The following is a 25,995-nucleotide window of genomic DNA, read 5'->3' as shown; positions in this document are numbered from 1 at the left end:
TCAGTTTCCGGCGGCCCCGTGCGCAGAGGCGCCGGCCCCACCTCGACCGTAGGGTTTGACTGCGGGATCGTCCAACAGCTTTCTTCGCGGCTCGGCAGAACGAAAGAAGGGGCTCCGTTTGGACCCCCCTGTCCTGCCCATCCGAACCGAGGCGGCGCCCTTCTGCGGGCGCAGCAGACTGGTGACAGCCTCGGACGTAGCCTGGGCCCTCAGGTTCAGGGTCAACGAGGAGGTGAAGCCGACGACGCCATCAAAGTCACCGTCGGCCAGCATCGGTTCCCGCACCGGAAAGCCGATGATTTCGATGGTGATGTCGCTGTCGTCGCCCCCGGCCACGTCCTTGAAGATCGGCCATTGCGCCCAGGCGCCATCCGCCTGGTGAAGAACAGCCCCGGCGGGTGCCACATGATCTAGCTGGCGACCTGCCCGCTGGGCTGGAGCCGCACCCGCAGCTTCTGGATCTTCCCCCGCAACGACGACATGGCGCCCGAACGCGAAGCGACCTTCACCAAGACGGCGCCCCATGTGCGGATGCAGGACAGGGCGATCATCGAAAGTCAGCGCCCCTGGCTGCTGCCGCCCTTCTGGAGCAAGGGCGCACTGCCGATCCGCCCGGGCGACCTGCCGCCGATCCAGTACCAGAAATGGTTGGAAGAGAGGAGCATCGTCACAGCGATCTGACGTAACGACCTGCCATCCTTTCGCCGATACGTGCAAGAGAGACTTGCGTCCCGCGCCTGCCTCCGGGAAAAACTGTCCCGGAAGACAGGAGGATTACCATGAAACTCATGCGCATCGGCGCCCCGGGCCAGGAACGGCCCGCCATTCTGCACGAGGACGGCACCCGTCGGGACCTCTCGTCGGTGGTGGAAGACATCACCGGCGCGGCGCTGACTGCCGCCGGTCTGTGGCGGATCGGCGAGGTGGATCCGCTGTCCCTGCCCGTGCTGGACCCCGAGGCGCGCGTGGGCCCCTGCATCGGGCGCGTGGGCAAGATCATGTGCATCGGCCTGAACTACGCCGACCATGCCGCCGAGGCGGGGATGGACCTTCCGGAAGAACCGATCCTCTTCATGAAGGCCACATCGGCCATCTGCGGCCCCAATGACCCGCTGATCATTCCCAAGGGCAGCACCGCCACCGACTGGGAGGTCGAGCTGGGCGTGGTGATCGGCAAGACCGCCCGCTACGTCGACGAGGCCGAGGCGATGGAACACGTCGCGGGCTACTGCCTGGTCAACGACGTATCGGAACGCGACTTCCAGCAGAAACGCTCGGGCCAGTGGGTGAAGGGCAAGTCCGCCGACAGCTTCGGCCCGCTGGGACCCTGGATGGTGACCCGGGACGAGATCGCGGATCCGCAGGCCCTGCCCATGTGGCTGGAGGTCGACGGACACCGCTACCAGGACGGCTCCACCGCGACGATGGTCTTCGGGGTGGCGCATCTGGTGTCCTACCTCAGCCAGTTCATGACCTTGGAACCGGGCGACGTGATCTTCACCGGCACGCCGCCGGGCGTCGGTATGGGGCAGAAACCCGACCCGGTCTACCTGCGCCCGGGCCAGACCCTGCGCCTCGGGATCGAGGGGCTGGGGGAGCAGTGCCAGACCACGGTGCCCTGGGACGCGGTTTGAGACAAGGGGCATGGCAGAGGGGGGCCTTGCGCCCCGTCTCCGTGCCGGAGACTCCCCCCAGAGTATTTCAGACGACGTGAAGACAGGGACGGCCCGCCTGCGAGGCCACCATCGCACGAGGGGATGGGCGTTGCGCCCGCCAGGTGGAAAAGGCGGGCGCCCGGCCGGGCGCTGTCCCGCTGTCTTCACCTTGTCGAAAATACTCCCGCCGGAGGCCTCGGCCGCCAGGCCGAGAGCGCCGCGCCGCCTCTACCAGCTTTCGCGGTCGGCGATCTGCGCCTCGCGGAAGCGCACCACCAGCCCGCGGAACCAGAAGACCACATGCGCCGCCAGCGGCTCCGCCTCGAAGCGCAGGCGCAGCAGGCCGGGCTGGCCGGCCAGCGCCGCGGGCGGCGTGCCGACCTCGGTCACCAGCTTGTAGGAGCGTCCGCCCCCCACCCGGTCCACCGCCGGGATCGCCAGCAGCTCGGTCGTGGAGATCTCCAGGATCTCGTACTGCCCCGCGTGGCGCAGCTCGACCCCGGTCAGACCCTGCTGGAACTTCTGCACGTAGCGTTCCGGGAACTGCCCGGTGAGCCGCGCCCGCCCGGTGTCGGGCAGGAAGGCGCCCAGGGGTTCGCCGGACGCCAGGTAGGCGCCGCGGGCCAGCCCGCTGCGCGGCAGGAAACGGCCCGAACCGCTGGTCAGCTCCAGCTCGGCCAGTTCGTAGCGCGACACCTGCAACTGCTGTTCCAGGGTCTCGACCTGTTCACGAGCCACCGCCGCCTTCGCCGGATGGTCACCGCGCACCGTCTCATAGGCCAGACGGGCCCCGTCGAGGTTGGCTTCCAGCATCTGGGCGCGGTCGGCCAGCAGCGGGTTTTCCAGCCGCGCCAGGGGCGTACCCGGTTGCATGTCCCCGGCGGGGGCCAGCGTCTGCAGGAAGCCGGCCGTGCGCGCCGTCACCTGGTAGCGCCCGCCGGTGTCCAGCGCCACGGGCAGCACCAGGACATGCGGCGCCTTCACGAAGGCCAGGGCGATCACAAGCGCCGCGAGCAGACCGAGGCGCATGCCTGTCCGGGCGCGTTTCGCAGACCCCTCCAGCGCCACCTTCGGCACCCGGTCGCGCATCATCGGCACGGCGAACATGGCGATCGCCCCCCAGGCCACCAGCACCACGCCGAGCCCGAGGTAGCGCGGCATCAGCGCGAAGCCGATGACGAAGAGGATCCGCAGCCGGTAGAGCAGGCCCAGCACCGCGTAGCCCAGCATCGCCCAGTGCCGCGCGGCCTGCGGGTAGCTGCCCGCGCGGCCCAGGGTCATCACCCAGACCCGAGCCTCCTTGAACACCGCCGCTGCACGGGTGGCCAGGTTGCGCGACCGGATCAGGTCGCACATGACGTAGTAGCCGTCCAGCTTCACGATCGGGTTGGCGTTGAACAGCAGCGAGTTCAGCGTGGAGAAGACGAAGATGTTGCCCACCAGGACCTGCAGGTAGCTGCCCTCGACCAGGTACCAGGCAATGAAGGCCACCAGCCCCACGCCCACGTCCACCGCGATCCCGGCGGCGCTGATCGCCAGCCGGTGACGCCGGTGCGCGCTGACGTCCGCCTCGGAACAATCCACGTAGGGCATCGGGTAGAGGCCGATGACATAAAGCCCCCCCTTGCGCAGCCGCACGCCGTAGCGCGTCGCGGTCAGGGCGTGGCCCAGCTCGTGGATCACCTTCAGGAAGGGCGCGACGATCCCGAAGGTCGCCAGCGCCTGCAACGAGAAGACGTTGCGGTAGCTTTCCATGATCGCCCAGTCGCTGCGGATGCCCAGCATGAAACAGGCCAGCGCCATCAGGGCCAGCAGCCAGAGATACCAGGGCGCCACCATACGCCGCGCCAGGGGGGCCAGACGCGGCTGCCAGGGCGCCAGGTCGATCAGCGGGATCGACATGAAGACCGGGTTGAAGGGTTTGCGCCGCAGCTGGTCCTCGTCGCGCATGCCGCTCATCTGGCGCAGGAACCCATAGGCGTCGCGCAGCTCTTCCGCGCCCATGTCGCGCCGGGCCTCTTCGTCGCCGTCGTTGATCGCGCGCAGCCGGTGCAGGGCCAGTGCCAGTTTGCGCGGCAGGCTGAAGATCCGCCCCGAGGAGCGGTCCTGCGCCAGGTAGAGCCTGCGGTCGCGCCCGTCCGCGCTGAGCCGCAGGGCCAGCTGGCCTACAAGCGCAAACCCAGGTACTGCCATGCCTTCACCTTGCCCCATTCGACCACGTAGCGCGACAGCGCCCGGATCCGCATCACCTCGCCCGCCTCGACCCGGGCAAAGCCCGTCAGCCCGACGATCAGCTCATCCCGCCCCGGCTGGGTCAGCCGGGCCCAGGCGCTGAGTTTCTGGTCGCCGCCCTCGCCTTCCGTGGCCTGTACCGGCGTCTCCACCTCCAGCGGCCAGGTCTCACCCGACAGACCGCGGAAGTAGACCTCGCCGGTCAGCCCGGGGCGCAGAAGCGGCGCATCGACCCGGGTCACGGTCAGCGAGACGGCAAAGGCATCCTCGGGCTGGATCGTCGCCACGGCATCCCCCGTGGGCAGGAAGCGGCCCAGCACGTTCGACCCCAGGGACGAGATCACCCGGCCCGCCTCGGGTGCCCGCACCTGAAGCCGGTCCAGCCGCGATTTCAACTGGTCGAGCTGGCGGCGCAAAGCCTCCTGCCGCTGTTCGGACAGCACGTAGGCACCATAATCATTGTCGGCCAGCGCGGTCTGGGCGGTGGCGGCCTCTACCGCCAGCTGCAGCCGCGCCTGGGCCGCCTGCTCCTCGATCTCCGGCGCGCCGAAGACCGCCAGGACGTCCCCCGCGTCCACCGCCTCGCCAACCTCGACGCGCATCTCGCGCAGGTAGGCATCGAAGGGCAGAGTGACCGCGCGTGCCTGGGCCGGCTGGCTGAGCGCGGAGGCGGTGACGATCAGCGGCGCGGGCAGCGCCAGCCAGACGAGGCCCGCCAGCGCAAGCGCCAGCGCGGCCCCCTTCAGCACCCGCGCGCGCGCCGACCGGCGGGCCTTCGACGGGCGGCGCCCGGCGACGGTCACCAGCTCCGCCAACCCGGCGGTGTCGGCCTCGGGCGAGGGGTCGATCAGCAGGATCGCGGGGGCCTCATGGCCCACGCCCGGAAGGTCCAGCAGCAGCTCTCCGGCCTCCATCATCCGCGCCAGAAGGGCAGCATCCAGGGCGCTGTCGTCCAGGTCATCAGCACGGATGCGCAGCGGCTCGGCCGGCTGGCCCTCCGCCGCGCGGTAGCTGGCAATGATCTGGCGGATTTCGTCAAAGACCGGGTCCAGCGCCCGGTCCGACACGCGCAGGGCGCCGACGCCCCGGCTGCCCGCCCGCCCGTCGCAGATGGCGACGGCGGCGGCGCGCGCGATGCCCGCCTCGACACAGGCGTCGGCCACGACCTGCGCGGCAGTGGCAGGCGACATCTTCTCGGCCCCGGCCATGCGCGCCAGCGCCAGCAAGGCCGCCGATCCGGCACGCGCTTGGGCGGCCTGGGCCGCCTTGCTGCGCCCGGTGCCGGCCTCCGCCGGTCCCGTCGCCAAAGCGCCCGCCACGTCACCAGTAACCGCAATCCCGGACTGACGCCCCGCCTGTTCCGCCCGCAGCTTGCGCGCCGAGGCCAGGCAGTCGGGGCCCGAGGCCTTCAGCTGATCCATCAGCCCCGGCAGGTCGGTGACCGAGGGCACCTCCGAGAGGATCCAGGCCAGGTGTTCGCCGTCCTGCGGCAGGATCACCAGAAGACGGTCCCCCACGCGCCGGATCACGGCCTTGTCCGAGCGCAGCTGGACGATCAGGGCCTCGGGGATGTCCTCCGGCAGGGAGCCATGCAGAAGCACGCCCTGTCCGGCAGGGTCGATGCAGAACAGGGCGTCGAGCGTGTCGATCACGGGATTAACGGTCTTTCAGGGGGATCAGGCTTCGATCTTGCCGAACTGCTCTTCGTAGGCGCGGATCGACTGGGTCAGGATCACGGCCAGGCGTTTCGCGGCGAAGGGCGACATGACGATGCGGTTGGCCAGCTTCACGTCCACTTCCTTCTGCTCGTCCATGGTGCCGCGCCAGTGCTGGTGCGTGCCGAAGAGCAGGAAGAATTCCTCGCGGTTGGCAGTTGCCGTGCCGATGTTGGCGTAATGGCTCTGCATCTCACTGTCGTCCCAGGCGATTTTCACGCCGTTGATGGTGCCGGTCGCGGTCTTGGGGGTGGTATCTTCGCTCATGGTAGTATCCTCAAGTCTCGTGGATCCGGACGCGCGCGGCGCCCGGGTTTCAGGCCGCTTCAGACGGCGCTTCGTTTTCATTGTCCGCCTGCACGCGGTTTAGCAGGAAGGCGATGATCTGGCGAATGACCATTTCAAACTCGGGCGCATCCAGGTTCCAGACACCGGCGAACTGACCGGCGATCCCGGCGCGCAGCGCGTCGTCCAGGACCGAGCTTTCAGCACCGGAGTTGACCATCACCGCCAGGGCGCCAACCACCTTCTCGGAGGACAGGTAGTCCATCAGCTGGTTGACGAAGACCAGGGTCTGCACCTCGTCGCCGAAGCCCTCGGCGATGAAGTCGCCACCCAGGTCGCGCTCGGTCATGTCGAACTGCGCCACCGAGAAGGCGGGCAGCATGTCGAAGGGCGAGCCGATGGCATCGTCCAGCTGGGCGCGCGACACGACGTCGATGGCGCCCGGCCCGGCGAAGTTCGACTGCCACAGGGTGCGGAAGGCCGTCTCGCCCTCGAACTGCAGCGGCGACCATTCGGCGTGGAACTCGCCCGCATAGGCGTCGGAGAAGATCAGGTCCTCGGCGGTATTGCCGAAGAACAGGTCGCCGCCCAGACCGCCCACCATAACGTCATTGCCCTCGTCGCCGCTGATCAGGTCATAGCCCCCGGTCTCATAGGCGAAGTTGGTGTCGATCAGGGTGATCTCGAAGAGACCGCCATCGGCCATCTCCTCATAGCTGCGCTGGAAGATCACCGTCTCGCCGATCAGGAAGTCCTGGCCGTCGTTGCCGTTGATCGTGTCGGCGCCGAAGCCGCCCATGACGAAGTCGTTGCCGCCGCCGGCCCGGACCACATCGTCGAAGCCCAGATCCATCCGGGTGCCGATCATGTAGTCGATCCGGTCGACCGCCGACTGGCCCGCCCGGCGCGTGGCCGGGTCGGTGAAGGTCAGCTCGGCAATGTCGGCGATGATCATGTCGTCGGTGTTGCCACCCATGATGCTGTCGGCGCCCGCCTGGCCGACGATCAGGTTGTCACCCGACATGTCGCCCGCGCTGATCGTGTCGTCGCCACCCAGCTCTTCGTTGGTCAGGACCAGAGTGCGCACGTCCGAACGGTTGATGAAGGTCATCGTCCCGTCGTCGCCCATCACGATGTCCTCGCCCGCGTCGACGTAGATGTCGTCGTCGCCGAGGTTGCCCATCACCAGGTCGGACCCGGTGCCGCTGTCGATCACGTCATCCCCGCCGAAGTCCAGCAGCGTCGCGGTCAGCGACCCCTCGCCCGTCACATGGGAGGAGATCCAGCGGCCGTTGTCCCCCAGGATGGCATCCTCGCCCGCGCCGGAGCGGATGGTATCGCCCAGGGCGCCGCCCAGGATCACGTCGTCGCCCGCGGTGGAGGTGATGCTGTCCGCGCCGCCCTCGCTTTCGTCGAAGGTACGGGCGTCGCGCACCACGTTGACCAGCGATCCCGCGTCGAGGATCAGCACGCCCTGGTCGCCGATAATGGCATTGTCACCCGAGCCCGCCGCGATCACGTCGCCGCCGTCGCCGCCCAGGATCGCATCGGCGCCCGCGCCGCTGGTGATCGTGTCGCCGGCCCCGCTGTTGGTGTCGGTCGTGGTCAGCTCGGTCAGGTGCGTGTCGGCCCAGTGGATCTCGCCACTGTCACCGATCACCCGGCTCTCGCCATCGCCCAGGTCGGCCACATCCGCATCCCCGCCGAGGATGAAGAAGTCATTGCCGGCGCCCGAGGTCAGGCTGTCGGCCCCGTCGCTGTCGAGATAGGCGGAGACCAGATCACCGTCCTGCGTGCCGGAGGTGTCGTCCAGCACGTAGGAGCCCGAGTCGCCCAGGCCGCGGTTGTGGCCGTTGCCCGCGTCGATGGTGTCGGCGCCGGTGCCGCCGATGATCACATCCTCGCCCGATCCGGTCTCGATCACGTCGTTGCCACCCAGGTCCTCGTCCGAGGTGCGCATCTCCACCGTGCCTTCGGTGTCGAAGGCCATGCGGCCGTTGTCGCCCATCACCCAATTGGTGCCGCCCGCGGCGCGCACCGTGTCGGCGCCCACACCGGCCAGGGCGAACAGCGCGTCGTAGCCCGATGTAATGCTGTCGTCACCGCCGATGGCGGGCGAGGTGGTCCACAGGTCCAGCGTCCCTTCGGGAATGTCGAAGTGGATCTCGCCGTTATCGCCGAGCGCCACGTTTGCCCCGTCGAAGAGATCCGCATCGTCGCTGCCATCGCCCAGCAGAACCGTGTCGGCGCCCGCGCCACCATAGACGCTGTCGTCGCCACCAGTGCCCGGATCGGTCGACAGCAGGTCGTAGCCCGTGCCCACGGTCACATCGACGGTGCCGCTGTCGCCAAGCGCGATATTGGTGCCGTCACCCATCGTGGCCAGATCATTGCCGCCGCCGAGGATCGCCAGGTCGAGGGCATCCGCCGCGCTGCCGGTGGTCAGGGTGTCATCGCCGTCGCGATCGTCATAGGCCGAGACCAGCGAGTAGACGGGGGCCGCCGGATCGCTGATGTCGCCGGTGATCGTGCCCCGGTCGCCCAGGACGAGGTTGTCCGCCTCGCCTGCCGCGATGCTGTCGGCGCCTTCGCCGCCGATGATCACGTCATCGCCCGCACCGGTGGTGATCGTGTCGTCATCCCCGGTGCCGCGCGCCGTCGACAGGGCGCGGAAGCTGACCCCCTCGGTCACATGGATCTCGCCATTGTCGCCCAGCACGATGTTGCGCCCGTCACCCAGGTCGGCCTCGTCGCTGCCGTCGCCGAGGATCGCGATGTCGCGGTCCTCACCCCCGGTCACGGTATCATTGCCGCCGGTGCCCGCGTCGGTGGTCAGCAGGTCGTAGCCGGTGCCCACGGTCTCGTCGATGGTGCCGCTGTCCCCAAGGGTCAGGTTCACCCCGTCACCCAGATCGGCCCAGTCGGCCCCTGCCCCGAGGATGACCATGTCGCGATCATCGCCGCCGGTGACGCTGTCGTCGCCGTCGCTTTCATCCATGTGCGAGGTCAGCGCATAGACCGGAACCTCGGTGTCCAGCGTGTCGCCGGTGATCTCGCCACTGTCGCCCAGCACCAGGTTGACCCCGTCGCCGGTGGAGATCGTGTCGCTGCCCTCGCCGCCGACGATCACGTCGTCGCCCGCGCCGGTGATGATCTCGTCATCGCTGGAGGTGGCGGCGGTGTCAGCGGAGGTCACCACCACCTTGCGGCCGGTGTAATCGCCGTTGGCCTCAACCGTGATGGTGCCGTCATCGCCCAGGACATAGTTCACGCCATCGGCCAGGTGGGCCACGTCGCTGCCCCCGCCAAGGGCGATCATACCGTCGCCGCCGGTGGAGGTGATGGTGTCGTTGCCGTCATCCACGGTGCCCGCGGTCTCGATCTGCGTCGCCAGCATGGCGATCAGGTTCAGGGCGTTGGTATCCTGGGCCCGCTGTGCGTCGGTCGGGTTCGCCCCGAGCGGCACGTAGGTGCGCAGCGCGTTCAGCGCGATGGGATCGAGGGTGATGTTGCCCGCATCGCCGATGGCGACCAGGCTGGCCGCCGCAGAGTTGATGGAATCGTCGCCGAGAGATCCCACGGCCACGTCCTTCAGGTCCGCCGGGGCTGCGGTGCCGTAATGGCCCGCGTCGTCGGCGCCGAAGGTGATGATGTCATCGCCGTCGTTCTCGTTCGCCAAGCCCGTCAGCTCGCCGTCGGCAATCGACAGCGTGCCCAGGTCGCCCAGCACCATGTCGGCGCCCAGGCCCGCGCTGATCGTGTCGTCGCCTTCGCCGCCGATGATCAGGTCGTTGCCGCGCCCGGTGGTGATCCGGTCGGCCCCGCCCCGCGCGGAGGCCATGGAGACCATGCCGGTGACCGCATCCAGGATCTGCGCCCCGGTGATGGTGGCAAAGTCGCCGACCACCACGTTGGAACCGTCCAGATCCTCGATCACCTCGATGGTGCCCTCGGTCGAGCCGCCGGCGATCAGCACGTCATTGCCCATGCCCCCCGCCAGGCTATCGGTGCCATTGTTGACCGAGGTGATGAAGGTCGAGGCCACGCCGGTGACCACATAGCTGGCCGACATGGTGATCCGCGCGAAATCGCCCACCAGAAGGTCCGCCGACAGGCCGCCTTCCAGCGTATCCTCGCCGCCGCCACCCACCAGGATGTCCGACCCGTTGCCGCCCTTCAGCAGGTCATCGCCATCGGCGGCATCGGCCACGGTCAGGATCATGCCGGAGGTCTGCGACTGGCCCGGTGTCATGGTCAGCAGGTCGATCTCGGACCCACCGGAGGTGGTCAGGGTGAAGGTCCCGCCGGTGGCGATGTCGTCGCCCTGCCCGCCGGTGACGGTGTCGTTGCCCAGGCCACCCTGCAGGATGTCGTCACCCATCTGGCCGTGCAGCACGTCCTCGCCGTCGCCACCGATGATGATGTCCTGGCCGTCCTTCAGAGACAGGGCGAAGATGTCGTCGCCACCCTCGGTGCCGCTTTCGCCGGCGGCCTTGCCCCAGCCCCAGACCTCGGTGGTGTTGCCATCGACCTTGATCAGGTCGCCGTCCGCACCGCCTTCGATGAAGATGTCGTCGCCACCCGCGCTGATCGTGTCCGACCCGGCGCCGGACAGGATGGTCACGTCACCCTCGTTGTCGCTGTCGATCTCGATCAGGTCGTCGCCTGCGCCGGTCATCACGATCTTGGTGCCACCGGCGCCCAGGGTGATCGTGTCGGCATCGCTGCCGGCGGTCCGCTGGGTGCTGGCCGTGTAGCCTTCCATCAGCACCTTCAGGTCGAGGTTGTCGCCGCTGACCCCGTCGGACGCCCGCAGCCCGCCTTCGGCGGTGTATTCCAGGCCCAGAAGTTCCAGCACCTTCGCCTCGCTCACCCCGCCATCGGCGAAGGTGGTGACGAAGAGATCGCGCATGCCATAGTCGTCGTCGCCGATATAGACCACGTTGCCGCCGTCGATGTTGACGCTGTCCTGCCCCTCTTCGCCGAAGATGATGTAGGTGCCGCTGGCATCTTCCGCGGTGATGGTGTCGTTGCCGTCGCCGGCAAAGACCACGTGCAGCCCGGTGGACGGCAGCGTGATCTCGTCGTCGCCTTCACGGGTGTAGGTGATGGTCGAGGCGGTGCTGCCGTCGGATTTCGGTTTCACCCCGGACAGGTCGATGCGGTTGTTGCCCGACCCGGCCGGCAGAATGATCGCCGCCGCGTCCTGATCGATCGTGCTTTCGACCCGCTTGCCGTTCTGGGTGTAGATCAGCGTGTAGGGAGAGTTCGGCCCGTCGATGTAGACGGAATCGTCGCCGTCCTCGTAGATGTCGGTCATCGAGGCCCCGGCGCGCGAGCCGATGTTCAGGATCGCCGTGCCACCCGTGTCACCGATGTCGCTGGACAGCGAGGTCAGCACCGGCAGCCCACCGAAGTCGATGTTCTCGTTCACGTTGATGATCGTCCAGCTGCCGCCGAAGCTGAACAGCCACAGGTCGATCTCCACCCAGACATCCAGGCTCAGGTTCACGCCACCGTCGCCGATGAAGATCGTGCCCAGGAAACCGCCGAGGCTGCCGGCATCGGCGGCGCTTTCGACCACCGCGATCAGCTCCGGCAGGCGCAGTTTACCGTCGTGGTTGGGGTCGTTCAGGCCAAGCCGGAAATAGGCGCCGCCGTCCAGGTCGGCCCCGGCAATCCCGAGGTTCAGCGACACGGCGAAGCCGAAGTAGACGTCGATGATCGAGCCGATGCCGCTTTCGATGTAGATCCCGTCCAGCAGGCGCTCGGCGTCCATCGTCTCGACGAAGTTCACGATCCCGCCCAGATCGTAGCCGACGGTCAGCCCGCCCTTCAGCTTCAGCGTGACCGAGGCCTTGAAGGCGCTTTGCACGATGTCCGCGACCCAGCCCGGCAGGCCGATGGCATCAAACAGCTCATCCGCCAGGTTGATCTGGCGATAGGGCAGGTTGAACAGGGTGAAGTGCAACTCCACCAGGCCGACATCCTCGTAGTTGCCCAGGAAGATGTCGACGACCGAGAAGGGATCCGTCAGCAGAGGGAATTCGACGGCAAAGCCCTGCGTGGTATTGCCGAAGATCCCGAACTGGCTGGCCGAAACCGTGCTGGTCAGGTCGGTGGAGATCGACTTCTGGTCGATGGTGTTCAACCGGGCCTCGCCGCTCTCCAGGTCGTCGGTGGAGCCGGAGAAGTCATAGTCGCCGAAGACGACCACGCCGCCCGTGGCCTCCAGGTCTTCGAGGAAATCGTTCAGGTCGGTGATCACCTGACCGATCGTCTGCACCATGCGCACGATCGGGAAGGCAGTGGCGAGGCCGTTGAAGATGACGTTGAACGGGAAGGTGCTGTCGAGGAAGCCGAAGAACTCCGCGGCCGGGTCGATGAAGCCACGGATCGGGTCGAGGACCGGCGCCAGGATGCCTTCGTAGAGCTGGCTGAGGTCGACGCGCACGTCGTGGAAGGCCAGCGCCGTCATGTCCAGGCCGTCTTCCAGGGTGTAGACGGCGCGGAATTCCAGCTCGGTGGCGACCGAGGGAATGAACTGCACACCGCCCAGCAAGAGCGGCTCGCCGGTGCTGGGATCAAGGATGTCGCCCTGGATCGACAGCATCACGTCGATCCGCGCCTCGAAGCCGAAGTCGATCATGTTGCCGGTGTCGAGTTGCGAGAAATAGACGACTTTCTCGTAGCTCAGCGGGTCGCCGTGGCTGTCGGTGATGTCGATGCCGCCGAAATCGCGGTAGGCGATGGTGGAGGTGATGGCGCCGCCATCGCCCTGTTGACCCGGATCGGTGATCGTCAGGCCCTGATCGCCGTAGAGATCCACGTAGAGCTGCGCGGACAGGCGCAGCTCGCCGTCGTCGGCATGTTCCGAGGCGGCGGAATCATAGAGCGGGTCGCTGGTGTCGGCCTCGGTCGTCGCGGTCACGCCCAGGATGCCAAAAAGCTCCATTGTGGTGGTGAAGTCGCCCGCGTCGACGGCGAAGTCGATGACCATCTCCGACTCGTCGGTGTCGTTCAGCAGGAAGAACCCGTTACGGTCGTAGCCGAAGCCGATGTTGACCGAGTAGCCCAGGGACATCTGCAGCTCGGCGCCCTCGGCCATCTCCAGGTTGAAGCCCGGGATGCCCAGGTCGAAACCGATGTCGAGCACCTCGTTGAATATCTCGGCGGAGAAGTTCAGCGCGCCGTAGACATAGCTTTCGTCGGTGCTGCCATCGGTGTTCAGGTAGGCATGCAGATACTGGGTGTCCGAGGTGCCCAGCAGGTCGTTCAGCGCATCGTTCAGGAAGCCGGTGATCAGGTCCACCGTGGTCGGCATGGTACCGTCGGCCAGCGGCGTTTCCGCATAGGCCATCGCGGCCTCCAGCACGTTGATGCGGAAGTCGTCGAAGAAGGTGACGCCGGCGCCGATCTGTTCGCCCACGATGGGCAGATCGATCGCCCCCAGGAAGTCGTCGATCGCCGACTGCATCATGTCCAGGATCATGTCCAGACCGTCGAGGACCAGCACCGGATCGTTCAGCAGCGCCAGGACATTGATGTTGTCGAGGAAGTTGGACAGGTCCGGGAACTCGATGTCTGGCATGTAGATTTCCGACAGGCCGTTGCCCGAGGCGAGGTCGATCAGAGCGCCTTCAAAGACGTCGGAGACACTGACACCGTCGTTCAGCAGGTCCGACCAGCTGGCGCCGTCCTTCAGATTGACCAGGGAGACGGTCCAGGTCAGCCCGTCGGTGGCCGGATCGAACAGGCCGATGCTGTCGCTCAGCGGCAGATTGACGTCGATGCCGATTGAGATGTCGACGTCGAACAGGTCGGCATAGCTCAGATCGGGATCCTCGCCGATGTCGAACAGGTGCGCCAGGTCGTACTGCCCCTCGTGTTCGTCGCCGTCGATGTCGTTGAACCCGAAGGAGATATAGGCCGGATCGCCCGATCCGTCCGCCGCGCCAATGAAGGCATGGCCGTTGTCCACCGCGATCTGCAGCGGCCCCAGGGCGAGGGTCATGTTCAGCCCCTCGGTCACGCCGGCGAACATCGACAGGTGGATGCCGCTGGCCTCGGTATCCAGATAGGCCCGGATCGACCCGTCCTCGACCGCCTCGTAAAGCACCTCGGAGGTCAGCGTCCCGGCGCCGTAGCTGCCGTCACCCGACAGGCCCAGGGCCTCGGCGATGTTGGCCCCGCCCAGGTCGGTCAGGGCAAATTCGATCTCTTCGGAGATGTCGACGCCCAACAGGGTGAAATCGTAGGTGTCGTAGTCCAGCACCGTGTCGAAGCCGGTGGAGACCAGGGCGACATTGCCCGATCCGTCGCCAACCGCATGCACCAGCTGCGCCACCAGGACGGTGGTGCCGGGCGCGCCGGTCTCGAAGACGTCGGAGCGCGCCACCGACAGCTCGGCCAGGGCGGCGTTCACGGCGGCAACGAATTCCTCTTCGGTGCGGCCGACCACCGCGTCGATCTCGACGGTCACCCGCCCCTCGCCCACGCCGAGGTCGAAGCTGTAGGCGGCCTCGAAATCGCTGATCTCGCTCAGGGCGATGGTCTGCAGCCCGTCCACCTCTTCCGAGGCGGTCTCGGCCGCGCCGGTCAGGGCCTCGGCGCCGGTGTCATCGGTGGCAGAGGCCAGGCTGTCGGTCAGGCTGACCTCGCCCGTGGCCTCGTCGTAGCTGAAGCTGACGGTGTCGCCGAAGGCGCCCTTGACCGCCGTGTCGACCAGCGCCACCACCTCGGCGATGGTCTCGGCGCCATCAAGGTCGATATCCACCTTCTCCAGCACGCCCTCGGCATTGACCCGCGTCACGCGCAGCTCGGCCCCGCCGCCCGGGCGCATGTTGACCGTGCCGACCGTCGCCAGCGCCGAAATCGCGGTGGAGGCCGAGGCCACGGTCGAGGGTTCGGCCAGCAGCGCCGACAGGTCGAGCCCGAAGACGAAATCGAGCGACAGCAGCGGATCGAAGACGATCTCGCCGTCGCCGGAGGCATCCACCAGGCCCGTCACGGTTGCGGCCAGGTCCTCGCCCACCACGTCGGCCAGCTGATCGCCGATCAGCTCTGCCAGGTCGATGTTGAACGGCAGGCTCTCGCTGTAGTCGTCCAGGAACTCGAAGCTGAGACCGAAGACCAGGGTGGCGGCCTCCTGGTCCCAGGTCAGTTCCACGGTGTCGTCACCGAAGAAGCTTTCAAGGAAGCCGTCCAGCTCATCCAGGGCGGCCTGCGGATCGTTGCGGATCTCCTGCAGCTTTTCCAGGAAATCGGCGGAGAAGCTGATGGTGTCCAAAAGCGAGAAGTTCAGCAGCGGAATGTCGGCGGCGAGGAAGGGCAGATTGTCTTCCAGGGCGTCGCCGACGACGACCAGCATGTTGGCGATGGACACCAGGCTGTCGAGGATGTCGTCGCCTTCCAGCGCGGCCAGACCTTCGAGGGCCGCCTCGGCGTCGGGGTCGTTGGCGATGATCGCGATCTCGGCGGTCGCGCCAATGGCGGTCAGGTCGGTCACGGTGACGCCCAGGCCGTCGATGACGTCCTCGTTCAGCCCGTTGACGCCGGCCACGTTGATCGACACGTCGCCCAGCAGGGCCGAGAACTGCGCCAGCACGTCGTCGCCGTCGTAGCCATGGGCGCTGACGAACTGCACCGCGCTGCCCGACAGCGCGGCCTCGCCGGAGGCATCCAGCGCCAGGCCCTCGCCATCGGTGACGATGGTGCCGCCGAAGTCCAGGCGCCCGATCAGGCCCTGCAACCCGGTGGCCAGCGTGGTCTCCACCTCGCCGTCATCCCCCAGATCGACCTGGTTCACCACCGCGTTCCACAGGTTGTTGAAACTGATGCGGCTGCTGGCCGACCCGTCGGGGTTGCTGCCGACGAGGGTGGCATAGAGCTCGGCCCCGAAGGCCACGTAGTTGAGCGAGGAATCCTCGCCGCCCACGACGATGGAGGCGATGCCCAGATCCGCCGTGCCGGTGATGTCGCTGGCCTGGGCGTTGACCGTCAGCTCCAGCGAGACATCAGTCAGGAAGGCGTTGTCCATCACGCTGTCGATGACGCTGTCGCCCTGCCCTGCCGCGCCCTGAAGCGCGTTGCCGCCGGCGGCGATCAGGTCGCTGCCCAGGTCGGCAAGGCCGATGCCGAAGGACGAGGTCATCGTGCCCGACAGCGAGGCCGTCAGCAGCGCCGACAGGTTGGTGTCGCCCAGCATGCCGAAGCCCAGCTCCTCGGCGGTGAAATACACCTCATCGTCGCTGGTGATCTCGGCGCTGGCCGTGACCTCGGGCAGGCTGAAGATCAGCGCGCCATCGTCGGTCAGATCCAGCATGGCGCCGGCCCAGATGTCCTGCAACTCGGCGTTGACCCAGGCCAGCAGCCCGTTCAGCGTGGTGGCCCGCAGGATCGCGCCATCCGCGACCGAGACCTCGACCTGGCGGTCTTCCTCCGCGTCGATGGCAAAGGCCAGCCCGTCGCCGTCGGTGTTGGCCGACACGCTGACGCCGATGCCTTCGGCGGTCAGCGCGGCGTTGAAGTCGGCGATCAGATCGCCCAGATCGGTCCAGCCGGTGTCCGAGCTGACATCGACCTTCCGGTCCACACCATCGACGGTGAAGGTGAAGCGCAGGTCGGTCACGCCCGTCAGGTTGTCGAGGTCCAGCGCATTCAGCTCGAAGGAGGTGACGGCATCCTGGAAGCCCAGGAAGCTCTCCTGCACGGAGGTCTCACCATCCGACGCCGCGCCGGAGCCGGCCATCACCGCAGCATCCGGGTCGCCGGCATCGACGTAGTAATCCAACGCGGCCAGGGCGTAGCCGTCGAAGCCGAGGGCGGACAGGCTCACCTCGTCCCGCAGGGTGCCGCCGGTCTCGGTGACGCTGGTCAGGGCGAAGCTGGTGTAGGTCTCCGCGCCGCTGTCGGGATCCGTGGTGCGCTGCGACGTGGTGGCCTTCAGCGCGCCCAGCGACGAGACGGAGAAGGTCATGCCGTACTGGGTGCCCAGCAGGGAGGAATTTAGCAGCGCGGCCAGGGCGTTCATCCGCTCTGCCACGCTCAGGGAGGTGTCCTGCAACTCGGGCGCAGCGGTCAGATCGACGGTGACGTTCAGCGTGACATCGGTCCCCTGCTGCACGGCAAAGGTCATGGTGCTGTAACCGGCCAACGCATCCATCTGCGCATCGGTCAGCACGTCGGCCTCGAAGCTGACGATCTCGTTGGTCAGCAGCGTCTCGATGGTCTGCGCATCGAAGCCCAGGGCACCCTCGTCGATCACGAAGGCCGACACCAGGTCGTCGAAGACCGCCGCGATCGCCTCGGCTGCGTCGGTCAGGCTGATGTCGGTCATCGGAATTTCGATGTCGAACATCGTGTCGGTCAGCACGCCCGACAGCGCGGTCCCGGTGTCGGTGAGGAAGTCGATCAGGTCGCCCGTCGACATGGTCGCCAGCGCGTTCACCAGGTTCTCGAACACCTGCTTCAGCTCGTCGCTGAGCACGGTGGCCGAGGTGTCCAGATCCAGGCCGAGGTCGATGCTGTTCAGCATCGTGTCCAGGATGTTGCCGCCGTTGCCGTCCGCCAGCACGGCGGAGACCGTGACATCGGTGCCGAAGGTCTGCGTCGCGCCGGAGAAATCCAGTGTGCCTGTCAGGCCCACGTCCAGCATGCGATAGCTGGTGCCTTCCTCGATGGCGGCATAGTCGCTGCTGCCGGCCTCGGCCAGAAGCACGTCCAGCGACAGGTCGGCGCCGGTGGTGGTGCCGTAGAACTCGAAATCGAGAGAGCCCAGCCCACCGGAGAAGTCGATTGCGCCGCCCAGGTCCAGATCCTCGGCGCCGGTGACGGCCAGGCGGAAGCTGGCGGTGTCGATGCTGTCGACGCCCAGCTCCAGCAGACCCAGCGTCGCCGACAGATCGCCGGTCAGCGGCAGGGCGCCGCCCACGGTCAGCAGCGGGTCGAAGTCGAAGTTGTCGACGTGCACTTCCAGCGCGTTCAGCGCGGCGGTGCCCGCATCGACCTCGATCGAGGCGGAAATGTCGAAGCTGAAGCCGTTGCCGACGCTGCCGGCGGCGTTCAGGTCGAAGGGCAGGTCCAGCCCCGGCAGCGCATCGGCCAGCAGGGTGGTAAAATCGGCGCTGAAGTCCTCGGACAGCAGGGTGACCTCGGCGGTCACGGACCCGTTGCCGCCATCGGAGAAGGACACCAGCGTCTCGCCGTCCACCTTAATGTCCGTCAGGGTGAAGCTGAGGGCGGAGACCGAGCTATCCAGCGAGGGCACCACGAGGTCCAGCAGCGCCTCGGCATCGGCCTCGGCATCGGTCGCGCCCTGGTCACCCAGGTAGTCGACCAGTTCCGACATCAGGTCACCGCTAAGGACGCTGTCGCTGTCGAAGATGGTCGACAGGCCCGCCGCATCAATCGTGTAGCCCAGAGAGCTGGAGCCACTGCTGGCCAGGCGGTCGTGGAAGGTGTCGCTGAACAGGTCGTCGACCGTGCCCGCCAGACCCGAGCGCAGCTCATCCAGCGCGCCCTGGATCCGGGTCACGGTATCGGTGACGGCCGACAGGTCCTCGGTATTGTCCAGCAGCGGGTCCAGCAGCACCATCGCCGCCTCGCCCGAGCTTTCCAGCGACTCCAGCAGGTCATCGGCCTGCTGCGCCTGATCGTCGAAGGACTGGGCCAGACCCAGCATCAGCTCGGTCAGGTCCTGGGTGCCGGCCAGGTCAATGGTCAGGTTGGCATCGAGCATGACCCGGGGCTCAAGAGGGATCGCGCGCTGATCGACTTCGAGCGACGGTTCTGCACGGAGCTTGCGTTGCTGTCCCATTCTGGTCCCTCTGGCCGTTCAGGCCCCAACAAGAATCAACCTTACCGTCAGAAGCTGGCGGTGAAGGAGAAAGAAATGTTCTGTACGTCGTCGCCGTCGCGTTTCTCGATCGGCTCGGCGATCGAGGCGGTGAATTCACCCATCTTGGTCTGGTAGGCCAGCGACAGGCCGACCGACTGGCGCAGGTGCGCGCTGTCGTCGACGTTCGGGCTGTCGATGCCCGGCAGATCCGACAGGGTCGCGGCATCCCAGAAGGCGCCCACGGCCAGGTCGGGGCGCGCGGTCGGCACCATCACCTCCAGCGTCGCCGCCACGTAGCGGGTGCCGCCCAGGGCATCGCCGGTGGAGGCGTCCATCGGACCGATGCCGCCGTAGGCGAAGCCGCGCGGCATGTCGCCGCCCAGGAAGGCACGTTCGTTGATCGCCACGTAGCCGTCGTCGCCGTTGCGCACCACGCCGCCCGACAGGCCGAGGTTCAGGACCGCAGGGCCAAAGACCGGCTGGTAGATGTCGACATGGGCCGTGGTCTCGGTGAACTCGCGGCTGTCGCCCAGGCCCGAGGCCCGGATGGCGACGCCGAGGTCGGCGCCCGGCTCCAGCACCGACTTGCTCTGCCGGTTGCTCCAGCTCAGCGAGGCCTCAACTCCGGTCGCGTCGCTGTCGCCCATGTCGGCCTGGATCAGCGGCGACAGGTCGTCATCCGCCTCGCTCAGATCGTCGGCGACGTGGAACAGCCCGACGCGGTAACGCAGCTGCGGGGTGATCGCGGCGCCCACCCCGACGCTGACACCGTAGCTTTCCCGCCGGTAGGAGCGGAAATCCCATTCATCGACCTCGGCGGTCAGGCCGAAGTCCAGCACCGTGTCCGCGCCAAGCGCGGTCTGGCCCAAGGCCACCGCCTTCTCGACATCAAGGCTCAGGCCCTGGCCGCGATCGCCCAGGCGATAGTCCAGCGACAGGTCGATGCCGGCGCTGAACAGGTCCTCGATTTCCAGCCCCAGATCGGCGGTGGCGCCATAGACCGACGACACGCCGGCGCCGGCGATCATCGCCCCCTTGGAGGCGACCTGCGCCTGGCCGACAGGGGCGAAGGCAGTCAGCACGGCGCCCGACAGGACCCCGCCGACGCCCAGCAGGGCCAGCGACTTGCGGATGGTACCCGGGCGCCCGTGTTCGGGGCGCGGCTGGTAGGGCGAAAGGCTCATTGGGTTCCCTCCCCGGGGGCACGGCTGACGGAGATCTGGCATTTGCTGCCCGGAAGCACGTCGGGCGCTTCCAACGTGAAGAAGACCGAGATCGTCCCGGAGGCGATGTCGGCCAGTTGGGCGGCATAATCGAAGGTGACGGGATAGGGCGCGGCGCGGTCGTCGTTCACGGCGATGGCATAGCCCCCCGCCCCCACGAAGCCCGCCAGGGCCGCGGCCGGCACGAAGGCTTCGACCCGCAGCGGCTGATTGACGTAAAGCGTGGCCAGGGGCCGGCCGCTGGCACTTTCGCCCGGGTCGATCAGGTCCTCGCCGACGACACCGTCGACGGGGGCCAGGACGCGGGCCTTCTCGACCAGCAGCTGCGCGCGGTCGGCCTCCAGGCGGGCCATGTCCAGCGCCTGTTCCTCGCGCAGGATGTCGGCCTCGGCCATGGCCAGCTCCAGCGCGGCGCTTTCGTATTCGGCGGGGCTGATCGCCCGGCGCTCCAGCGCGGTCTTCAGGCGGGCCTCGCGTTCGGCGGCCCCCGCCTGGCGGATGCGGGCCGCCTCCAGCGTGGCCGTATTGGCGGCACGGGCCTCGGCCAGGCGCAGGTCGGCGCGCGTCATCTCACTGTCCAGCTCGACCAGCGGATCACCGACGCGCACCTGCTGACCGGGGCGCACCAGAACCGTCTCGGCGACGCCGTTGATCTGGGCTGCGACCTCCACCACACGCAAAGGGCGGATGGTGCAGTTGAACTCGGTCACCCCGAGGCCTGCGCGCGGTCCGGCAAAGCTGGGTGTCGATGTGGCCATCCCCTCCCCCGACTGCAGGGCCTGGGCCCGGGCCTCGAAATCCGCGCGGCTGGTAGATTGGCCAAGGGCGGCGCCCGCAGGCACCGCCATCATGGCACAGATCAGCCAGCCCCGGATCGTGGCCCCTTGCATGGCTCAGAACCCTTGCTGCGTAGTCAGGTCGGCGCCCATCAGGTAGTTCAGCCGGGCCCAGGCCCGCATGAACTCCGCCTCGTAGAAGGCCACCTGCGCGCGGGATTCGTTCACCCGCAACTGACGCGCGGCCACGGCCAGATCGACGCTTTCCCCGGAGGAGACGCGGTTGCGTTCCACCTCCAGCGCGCGGGAGGCGTGGTAGGCGGCGTTCTTCGACTGGCGGATCGCCTTCGACAGCTCGCCGAGGCGGGCATGGGCGGTGCGGACCTCCGTCTCCACCGACCGTTTGCGGGCGTGGTAGCGCAGCGCGGCGGTGCGCACCTCCATCCGCTTGGTCGGCTCCGACAGGCCGGTGCCGTTGGCGTTGAAGATCGGGATGGTCAGGCTGACGCCGACGGTTTCATCCACCGTGAGGGAGCCGCCGCCGAACCGGCTGTTGGAACGGTCCTCGCGTTCGATTGTGGCATAGGCCTCCAGCACCGGCGAAATGTCCGAGGCATGGGCCTCCTTGCGCTCGAACTCGGTGCTGACCACCTGCAGGGCCGCGCTCATGATCGCGGGGTTGTTTTCCAGCGCGGTGCTGACCGCCTGATCGACATTCACCCGGCCCGGCGCGTTCAGCAGGTCATCGGGGAAGTCGAGCGGCGCCAGATCCGACACCACCAGCCCGGTCAGCTGCGACAGGTTGCTGAGCGCCTCGGCCCGGCGGGCGCTTTCCAGCGATTCCTCGGCGGCGATCGTGTCACGCTCGCTGCGCAGCGAGGAGGATTGCAGGACGTTGCTCAGCCCGGTGTCGACCAGCGCACCCTGGCTGTTGATCTGCCGGTTCAGCAGGTAGCGGCGCTCCTGCAGCGACGCGATGCGGGCCTTGGCCTGGCTGGCCACGATGTAGTTGTCGAAGACCTCGAATACGACATCACGCACGGCGGCGATGTAATCGACCTCGGCCCCGGACTGCACGCTTTTCGCCCGTTGCACCCGGTAGCGCCGGGCCGGATCGAAGAGCGGCTGCACCAGGCTGGCCGAGGAGGTGGCCACCGGGTAATTCGCCTTGCCGCGTTCGAAGACGGCGTTGTCGGTATCGCGCACGTCCTGGCGGACACCGTCGTAGGAGAAGTTGATGTAGACCTGCGGCAGGCGTGCGTAGATGGCGCGCATCCGCTCGGCATCCGCCTGGTTGATCGCCTGCGCCGCGTGGCCGATCGTGGGATTGCGCGCCAGGGCGTTCTCGATCAGCGCGTTCATCGGCACGGCAGCGGCGCCGGTGTTGGCGGTCGTGGTATATGTGCCGATGGCCTTTTCCTGGCGTTCCAGCACCTCGGCCAGATCCTCGTGCAGCAGCGCCCGCGTTTCGGCGTCCGGCCCCTGGTCCAGCAGCGACTTCAGGTTGTTTCCACTCGACGCATCATGCTGGCAGCCCGCCAGAACGATGCCCGACACGACAGCCGCGAGGGCCCGTTGTCCAATGCTCATGCTCCTCCGCTCCGCGGCTTTGCCGCCCTCTGCCCTGCCCGTCACCGTATGACTGCGGCAGACACCTGCCGGCCTGCTCCGGCTTTATCGGCATCAATTTGCCGACCCGATTTCGCCGCCACTTTTCGTGCAGTTCGCATCGAATTCAAGTTGCAAGGTACTCGTCGAAATGGATTTTTCGCGACAAGGGGCAGGCCGACAGTCGCCCGAATCGCCCTCCGTCTCATGGCCGAACTAACCCGACGGCTACGCAAACGGCGGAAAACCTCCGATCTCCCCTGAAAAGGGGACTTGCGAATCGCGACAAATATCAAGGACTTATACGATCGATTTATCTTTTTGATACGCGCGCGAAAAGTGGCCCTCAGCGGCGCAACCTACACGCTTCCGTCTTGCGCCCTGACGTCGCGTCTTCCACGACAAACGCGACCAAAAAGTCACAGCCGAGCCTAAATAGGGGATAGGGATCTGCGCCGCCTTCCCAGCCTCCGGCGAATAGTTGTCCGGGCGCCAAATCTTCGCCCGTCAGGCCCGCACGGCGCAGGCGCCATGGCAAGAGCCCGTCCTCTGACCCTTCCCGCCCCGGACGAGCTGCAAACCGCGTCCGGACCCTCAGCTGGCGTCGTCCGACGTGCGTTCAGCATCGGACGAGATCGCGTACCGTCGCATCTTGTCGTTCAGGGTGCGCCGTGGAATCCCGAGAGCCTCTGCGGCGCGCAGGGTGTTGCCCGCGTGGGCGTCCAGAACCGCCGAAATCTCCCGCGCCTCGAATTCCGCGACGCGATCGGCCAGTGTCATCGGCGACGACCTGGGGGCGCCGGTGCCCTCAAGCTCGACCAGCCCAAGGGCATAGGCCTCGGCGCTTGATTTCAACTCGCGCACATTGCCGGTCCAGGCCTGGCGCTTGAGCTTCTGCAGGAGAGCCCAGGGCAGCGTCGGATCCTCGCGGCCATAACGGCGAGCGGCCAGCTGCGCGTAGTGGGCGAAGATCAGGGGGATGTCCTCACCGGCCTCGCGCAGGGTGGGCGTCGTCAGCTCTGCCCCCGCTAGCCTGAAGAAGAGGTCCGGACGGAAGGTGTCGAGCAGGCGCAGGTTGGTCTTCGTCGTGGCGATCACCCGCACATCCAGCGGCCGGGCGACCGGGTCGCCAAGACGTTCGAAACAGCGTTCCTGGAGAACCCGCAACAGCTTGGCCTGGATGGCCAGCGGCATCGTTTCGACCTCATCCAGCATCAGGGTGCCACCATGGGCGGCCTCCAGCTTGCCCGCGCGCCCCTCGGCATCATGGGCCAGGGCCCCTTCGCCGTGGCCGAAGAGGATGGTTTCGGCCATCGCCTCGGGCAGGGCGGCGCAGTTCAGCGCCACGAAGGGGCCACAGGCCCGAGTGCTTGCGGCGTGGATGGCCCGGGCGGCCAGTTCCTTGCCCGTGCCCGTCTCGCCGGTGATGAGCACATCGAGGTCGAAGGAGGCCAGCACCGAGATGCGCTTGCGGAACTGCTGCATCGCCCGCGACCGGCCAAGGATACTGTCGTCGGCCCGAGCGATCAGGACCTGCTGCAGGCGCGCGACTTCCCTGCGGGCGGCCTGGGCCTCCAGCGTGCGGCGCACGACCGCCAGCAGATGCGCGGAGTCGTAGGGTTTCTCCAGGAAGTCTTCGGCCCCCGCGCGCATCGCATCGACGGCATGGACGACGTCGCCGTGGCCGGTCAGCAGCACGACGGGCACGCCGTGATGCTGCTGATGCAGCTCCTTGAGAAGGGCGATGCCATCCATGCCCGGCATGCGCAGGTCACTGATGACCAGATCCGGCTGCTTCGGCATCGCGGCCAGGGCCGGGGCCGCCGCGTCGAAGGTCTCCACCCCGTAGCCGGAGGCCTCAAGCAGATCGGCAAGGGCCGACAGGTGGTCCTCGTCGTCATCCACGATGAAAATGCTGGCGTTCATGCGGCCTGGGCTTCCTTGGCAAGGGCCAGAGGCACGGTGACCGTCACCCGTGTGCCCTGGCCAAGATCGGAGGTGATATCGAGCGTGCCGTCGAAATCTGACAGGATCGCCTTGCAGATCGCAAGGCCGAGGCCAAGGCTTTCACCGGTCATCTTGGTCGAGAAGAAGGGTTCGGTGACATCGGGCAGGTCCGTTTCGGCGATGCCGTTGCCAGTGTCGGCCACGCACAGCCGGGCCTGGCCGTTCCCGGTCGTCAAGGTGACGGTGATCTGGGCGTCGGGCCTCTCGGCCACCGCGTCGAGGGCATTCAGCAGCAGATTGGCCACGACCTGTTCCATCCGGACGGCGCCGGCCATCACCTCGACCTTCTCCTCCGGCGGCTGGAACAGCGGCGTGACCCCGATGTCCCGCGCCCGGGGCGAAACCAGTTCAAGCGCCGAGGCCACGGGCCCCCTCAGGTCGATCAGCGACCGTTCCGCCACATCCTTGCGCGCAAAGCTCCGCAGGTGCTTGGTTGTCCGCTGCATGCGGCGGATCAACCCGCGCGCCTTGCCCAGGCGCCGTGTCGTGGCCGCATCCGTCTTGTCCACGCCAAGCTCCGCCGCCGACAGGGTGGCCTCCATCGCCGCCAGAGGCTGGCTGATCTCGTGCACGATCGCGGCTGACATGCGCCCCAGGGCCGCCATCTTTTCCGTATGCACCAGCGCCTCCTGCGTGGCGCGCAGATCGATCTCCACCTGGGTGCGTGCCTCCACCTCTCGGGCCAGGTCGGCGGTGCGGGCACGCACCATGGTTTCCAGTTTCTCGGACTGCGACAGGCGCAGGGCGATGATCTGGCGGCGCTGATCCCAGGCCTTGACCATCGCGACCATCGCCAGGGTCGCAAGCGCCGCCAGGGCCGCGGCCCCAAGCGCCACCATTCGCAACCCGGCGGTGGAGCGGGCGGCGATCACCTGCCAGCCCGTGGACGGCATGGTGGAGATGCGGCCGATCCAGCCCTCCCCGGTCACGTTCCGCTCATCCGGGGCCGCGGCCAGAAGCGGCGGGGCCGTCGCCAGCTCGGTGCCCTCATAGGCGCGCGTGACCTCCAGCTCGGCCAGGACATCCGGACTGAGCGGTGTCAGCGCGCGGTATTCCCAGTCCGGCCGTGCCGACAGGATGACGACGCCGTTCTCATCGGCAAGGGCCACATCCGCATCGGCCGTGCGCCAGATGGCCTGCAAGGCCCCCAGATTCATCTTGACGGCCAGCACGCCGCGCGCGCCCGCCGCGTCGACCCGGGTGGCTAGGAAATAGCCCGGCTGCCCGGTGGTCACCCCGATGCCGTAGAACCGACCCTGGCCCTGCGCCATCGCGTCCTTGAAGTAGGGCCGGAAGGCGTAATTCTCCCCGATGAAGCCGCTCGGCTGGTTCCAGTTCGACGCGGCAATCGTCTCGCCCCGGGCGTCGAGCAGATACAACTGCTCTGCCTGGGCATGCACCGCGATCCTTTCCAGGTAGCGATTGGCCTCCTGCAGGGGGCCGCTGCCGGACAGCGCGTTGCGCACCCGCACGTCCTCCGCCGCGACCGCGGGCAGAGAGCGCAGGCGCTCCACCTCCGCCTCCACGGCGCGTTCGGTCAGCAGCAGGGTCTGGTCCAGCTGCTTGCGCGCCGTGCCGAGGGCGAGGTTCTGCGCGACAGCCCAGACCAGCGCCCCCACAAGGCCCGCAAGAAGAAGAGGCCGGACCAGCATCATG

12 protein-coding genes are annotated in these 25,995 nt (G+C 67.6%); 2 read left to right on the top strand and 10 right to left on the bottom strand.

Features of this window, described 5'->3' with window-relative positions:
- Positions 1-405, bottom strand: a complete 405-nt coding sequence (locus CVM50_RS21680; protein WP_198431854.1) for a hypothetical protein — start codon at positions 403-405, stop codon at positions 1-3.
- A gap of 75 nt (positions 406-480) precedes the next feature.
- On the opposite strand from CVM50_RS21680, the gene CVM50_RS05125 reads away from it, so the two are divergent.
- Together CVM50_RS05125 and CVM50_RS05120 are read left to right on the top strand one after the other, a co-directional pair.
- Positions 481-681: a hypothetical protein gene (locus CVM50_RS05125; protein WP_085887680.1), complete on the top strand. Its 201-nt coding sequence runs from the start codon at positions 481-483 to the stop codon at positions 679-681.
- 98 nt (positions 682-779) lie between these two features.
- On the top strand, positions 780-1,634 hold the full coding sequence (locus CVM50_RS05120) for a fumarylacetoacetate hydrolase family protein (protein WP_085887681.1): 855 nt from the start codon (positions 780-782) through the stop codon (positions 1,632-1,634).
- Between the two features lie 249 nt (positions 1,635-1,883).
- On the opposite strand, the gene CVM50_RS05115 is transcribed toward CVM50_RS05120, so the two are convergent.
- The 9 genes from CVM50_RS05115 to CVM50_RS05075 form a co-directional block, all read right to left on the bottom strand.
- Entirely contained in the window at positions 1,884-3,848 is a 1,965-nt protein-coding gene (locus CVM50_RS05115) for a site-2 protease family protein (protein ID WP_085887682.1), read from the bottom strand.
- Positions 3,821-5,539 carry an HlyD family efflux transporter periplasmic adaptor subunit gene (locus CVM50_RS05110; RefSeq protein ID WP_085887683.1) on the bottom strand — a complete coding sequence of 573 codons (1,719 nt, stop codon included), beginning with the start codon at positions 5,537-5,539 and terminating at the stop codon, positions 3,821-3,823. Before CVM50_RS05110 ends, CVM50_RS05115 begins: the two co-directional genes overlap by 28 nt.
- A gap of 24 nt (positions 5,540-5,563) precedes the next feature.
- Positions 5,564-5,869, bottom strand: coding sequence for a DUF3467 domain-containing protein (locus CVM50_RS05105; RefSeq protein WP_157792129.1), 306 nt, complete (start codon positions 5,867-5,869; stop codon positions 5,564-5,566).
- A gap of 49 nt (positions 5,870-5,918) precedes the next feature.
- Entirely contained in the window at positions 5,919-18,626 is a 12,708-nt protein-coding gene (locus CVM50_RS05100; protein WP_143515602.1) for a beta strand repeat-containing protein, read from the bottom strand.
- A gap of 125 nt (positions 18,627-18,751) precedes the next feature.
- Positions 18,752-19,909, bottom strand: a complete 1,158-nt coding sequence (locus CVM50_RS05095; protein WP_085887686.1) for a BamA/TamA family outer membrane protein — start codon at positions 19,907-19,909, stop codon at positions 18,752-18,754.
- Complete coding sequence (locus CVM50_RS05090; RefSeq protein ID WP_085887687.1) at positions 19,906-20,838, bottom strand: efflux RND transporter periplasmic adaptor subunit; 933 nt, start codon at positions 20,836-20,838, stop codon at positions 19,906-19,908. The genes CVM50_RS05095 and CVM50_RS05090 overlap by 4 nt, the downstream gene beginning before the upstream one ends.
- 3 nt (positions 20,839-20,841) lie before the next feature.
- Positions 20,842-22,314, bottom strand: coding sequence for a TolC family protein (locus CVM50_RS05085; RefSeq protein WP_085887688.1), 1,473 nt, complete (start codon positions 22,312-22,314; stop codon positions 20,842-20,844).
- Between the two features lie 612 nt (positions 22,315-22,926).
- Entirely contained in the window at positions 22,927-24,258 is a 1,332-nt protein-coding gene (locus tag CVM50_RS05080; RefSeq protein WP_085887689.1) for a sigma-54-dependent transcriptional regulator, read from the bottom strand.
- A complete protein-coding gene (locus tag CVM50_RS05075) occupies positions 24,255-25,994 on the bottom strand; it encodes a sensor histidine kinase (protein ID WP_085887690.1) in 1,740 nt (579 codons plus the stop codon). Before CVM50_RS05075 ends, CVM50_RS05080 begins: the two co-directional genes overlap by 4 nt.
- Between the last annotated feature and the right edge of the window lies 1 nt (position 25,995).

It is taken from the genome of Pseudooceanicola marinus (genome assembly GCF_002786295.1).
GTDB classification, from domain to species: domain Bacteria; phylum Pseudomonadota; class Alphaproteobacteria; order Rhodobacterales; family Rhodobacteraceae; genus Pseudooceanicola; species Pseudooceanicola marinus.
The sequence above is the reverse complement of the archived record's forward strand: the minus strand, read 5'-3'. Positions and strand labels throughout refer to the sequence as shown.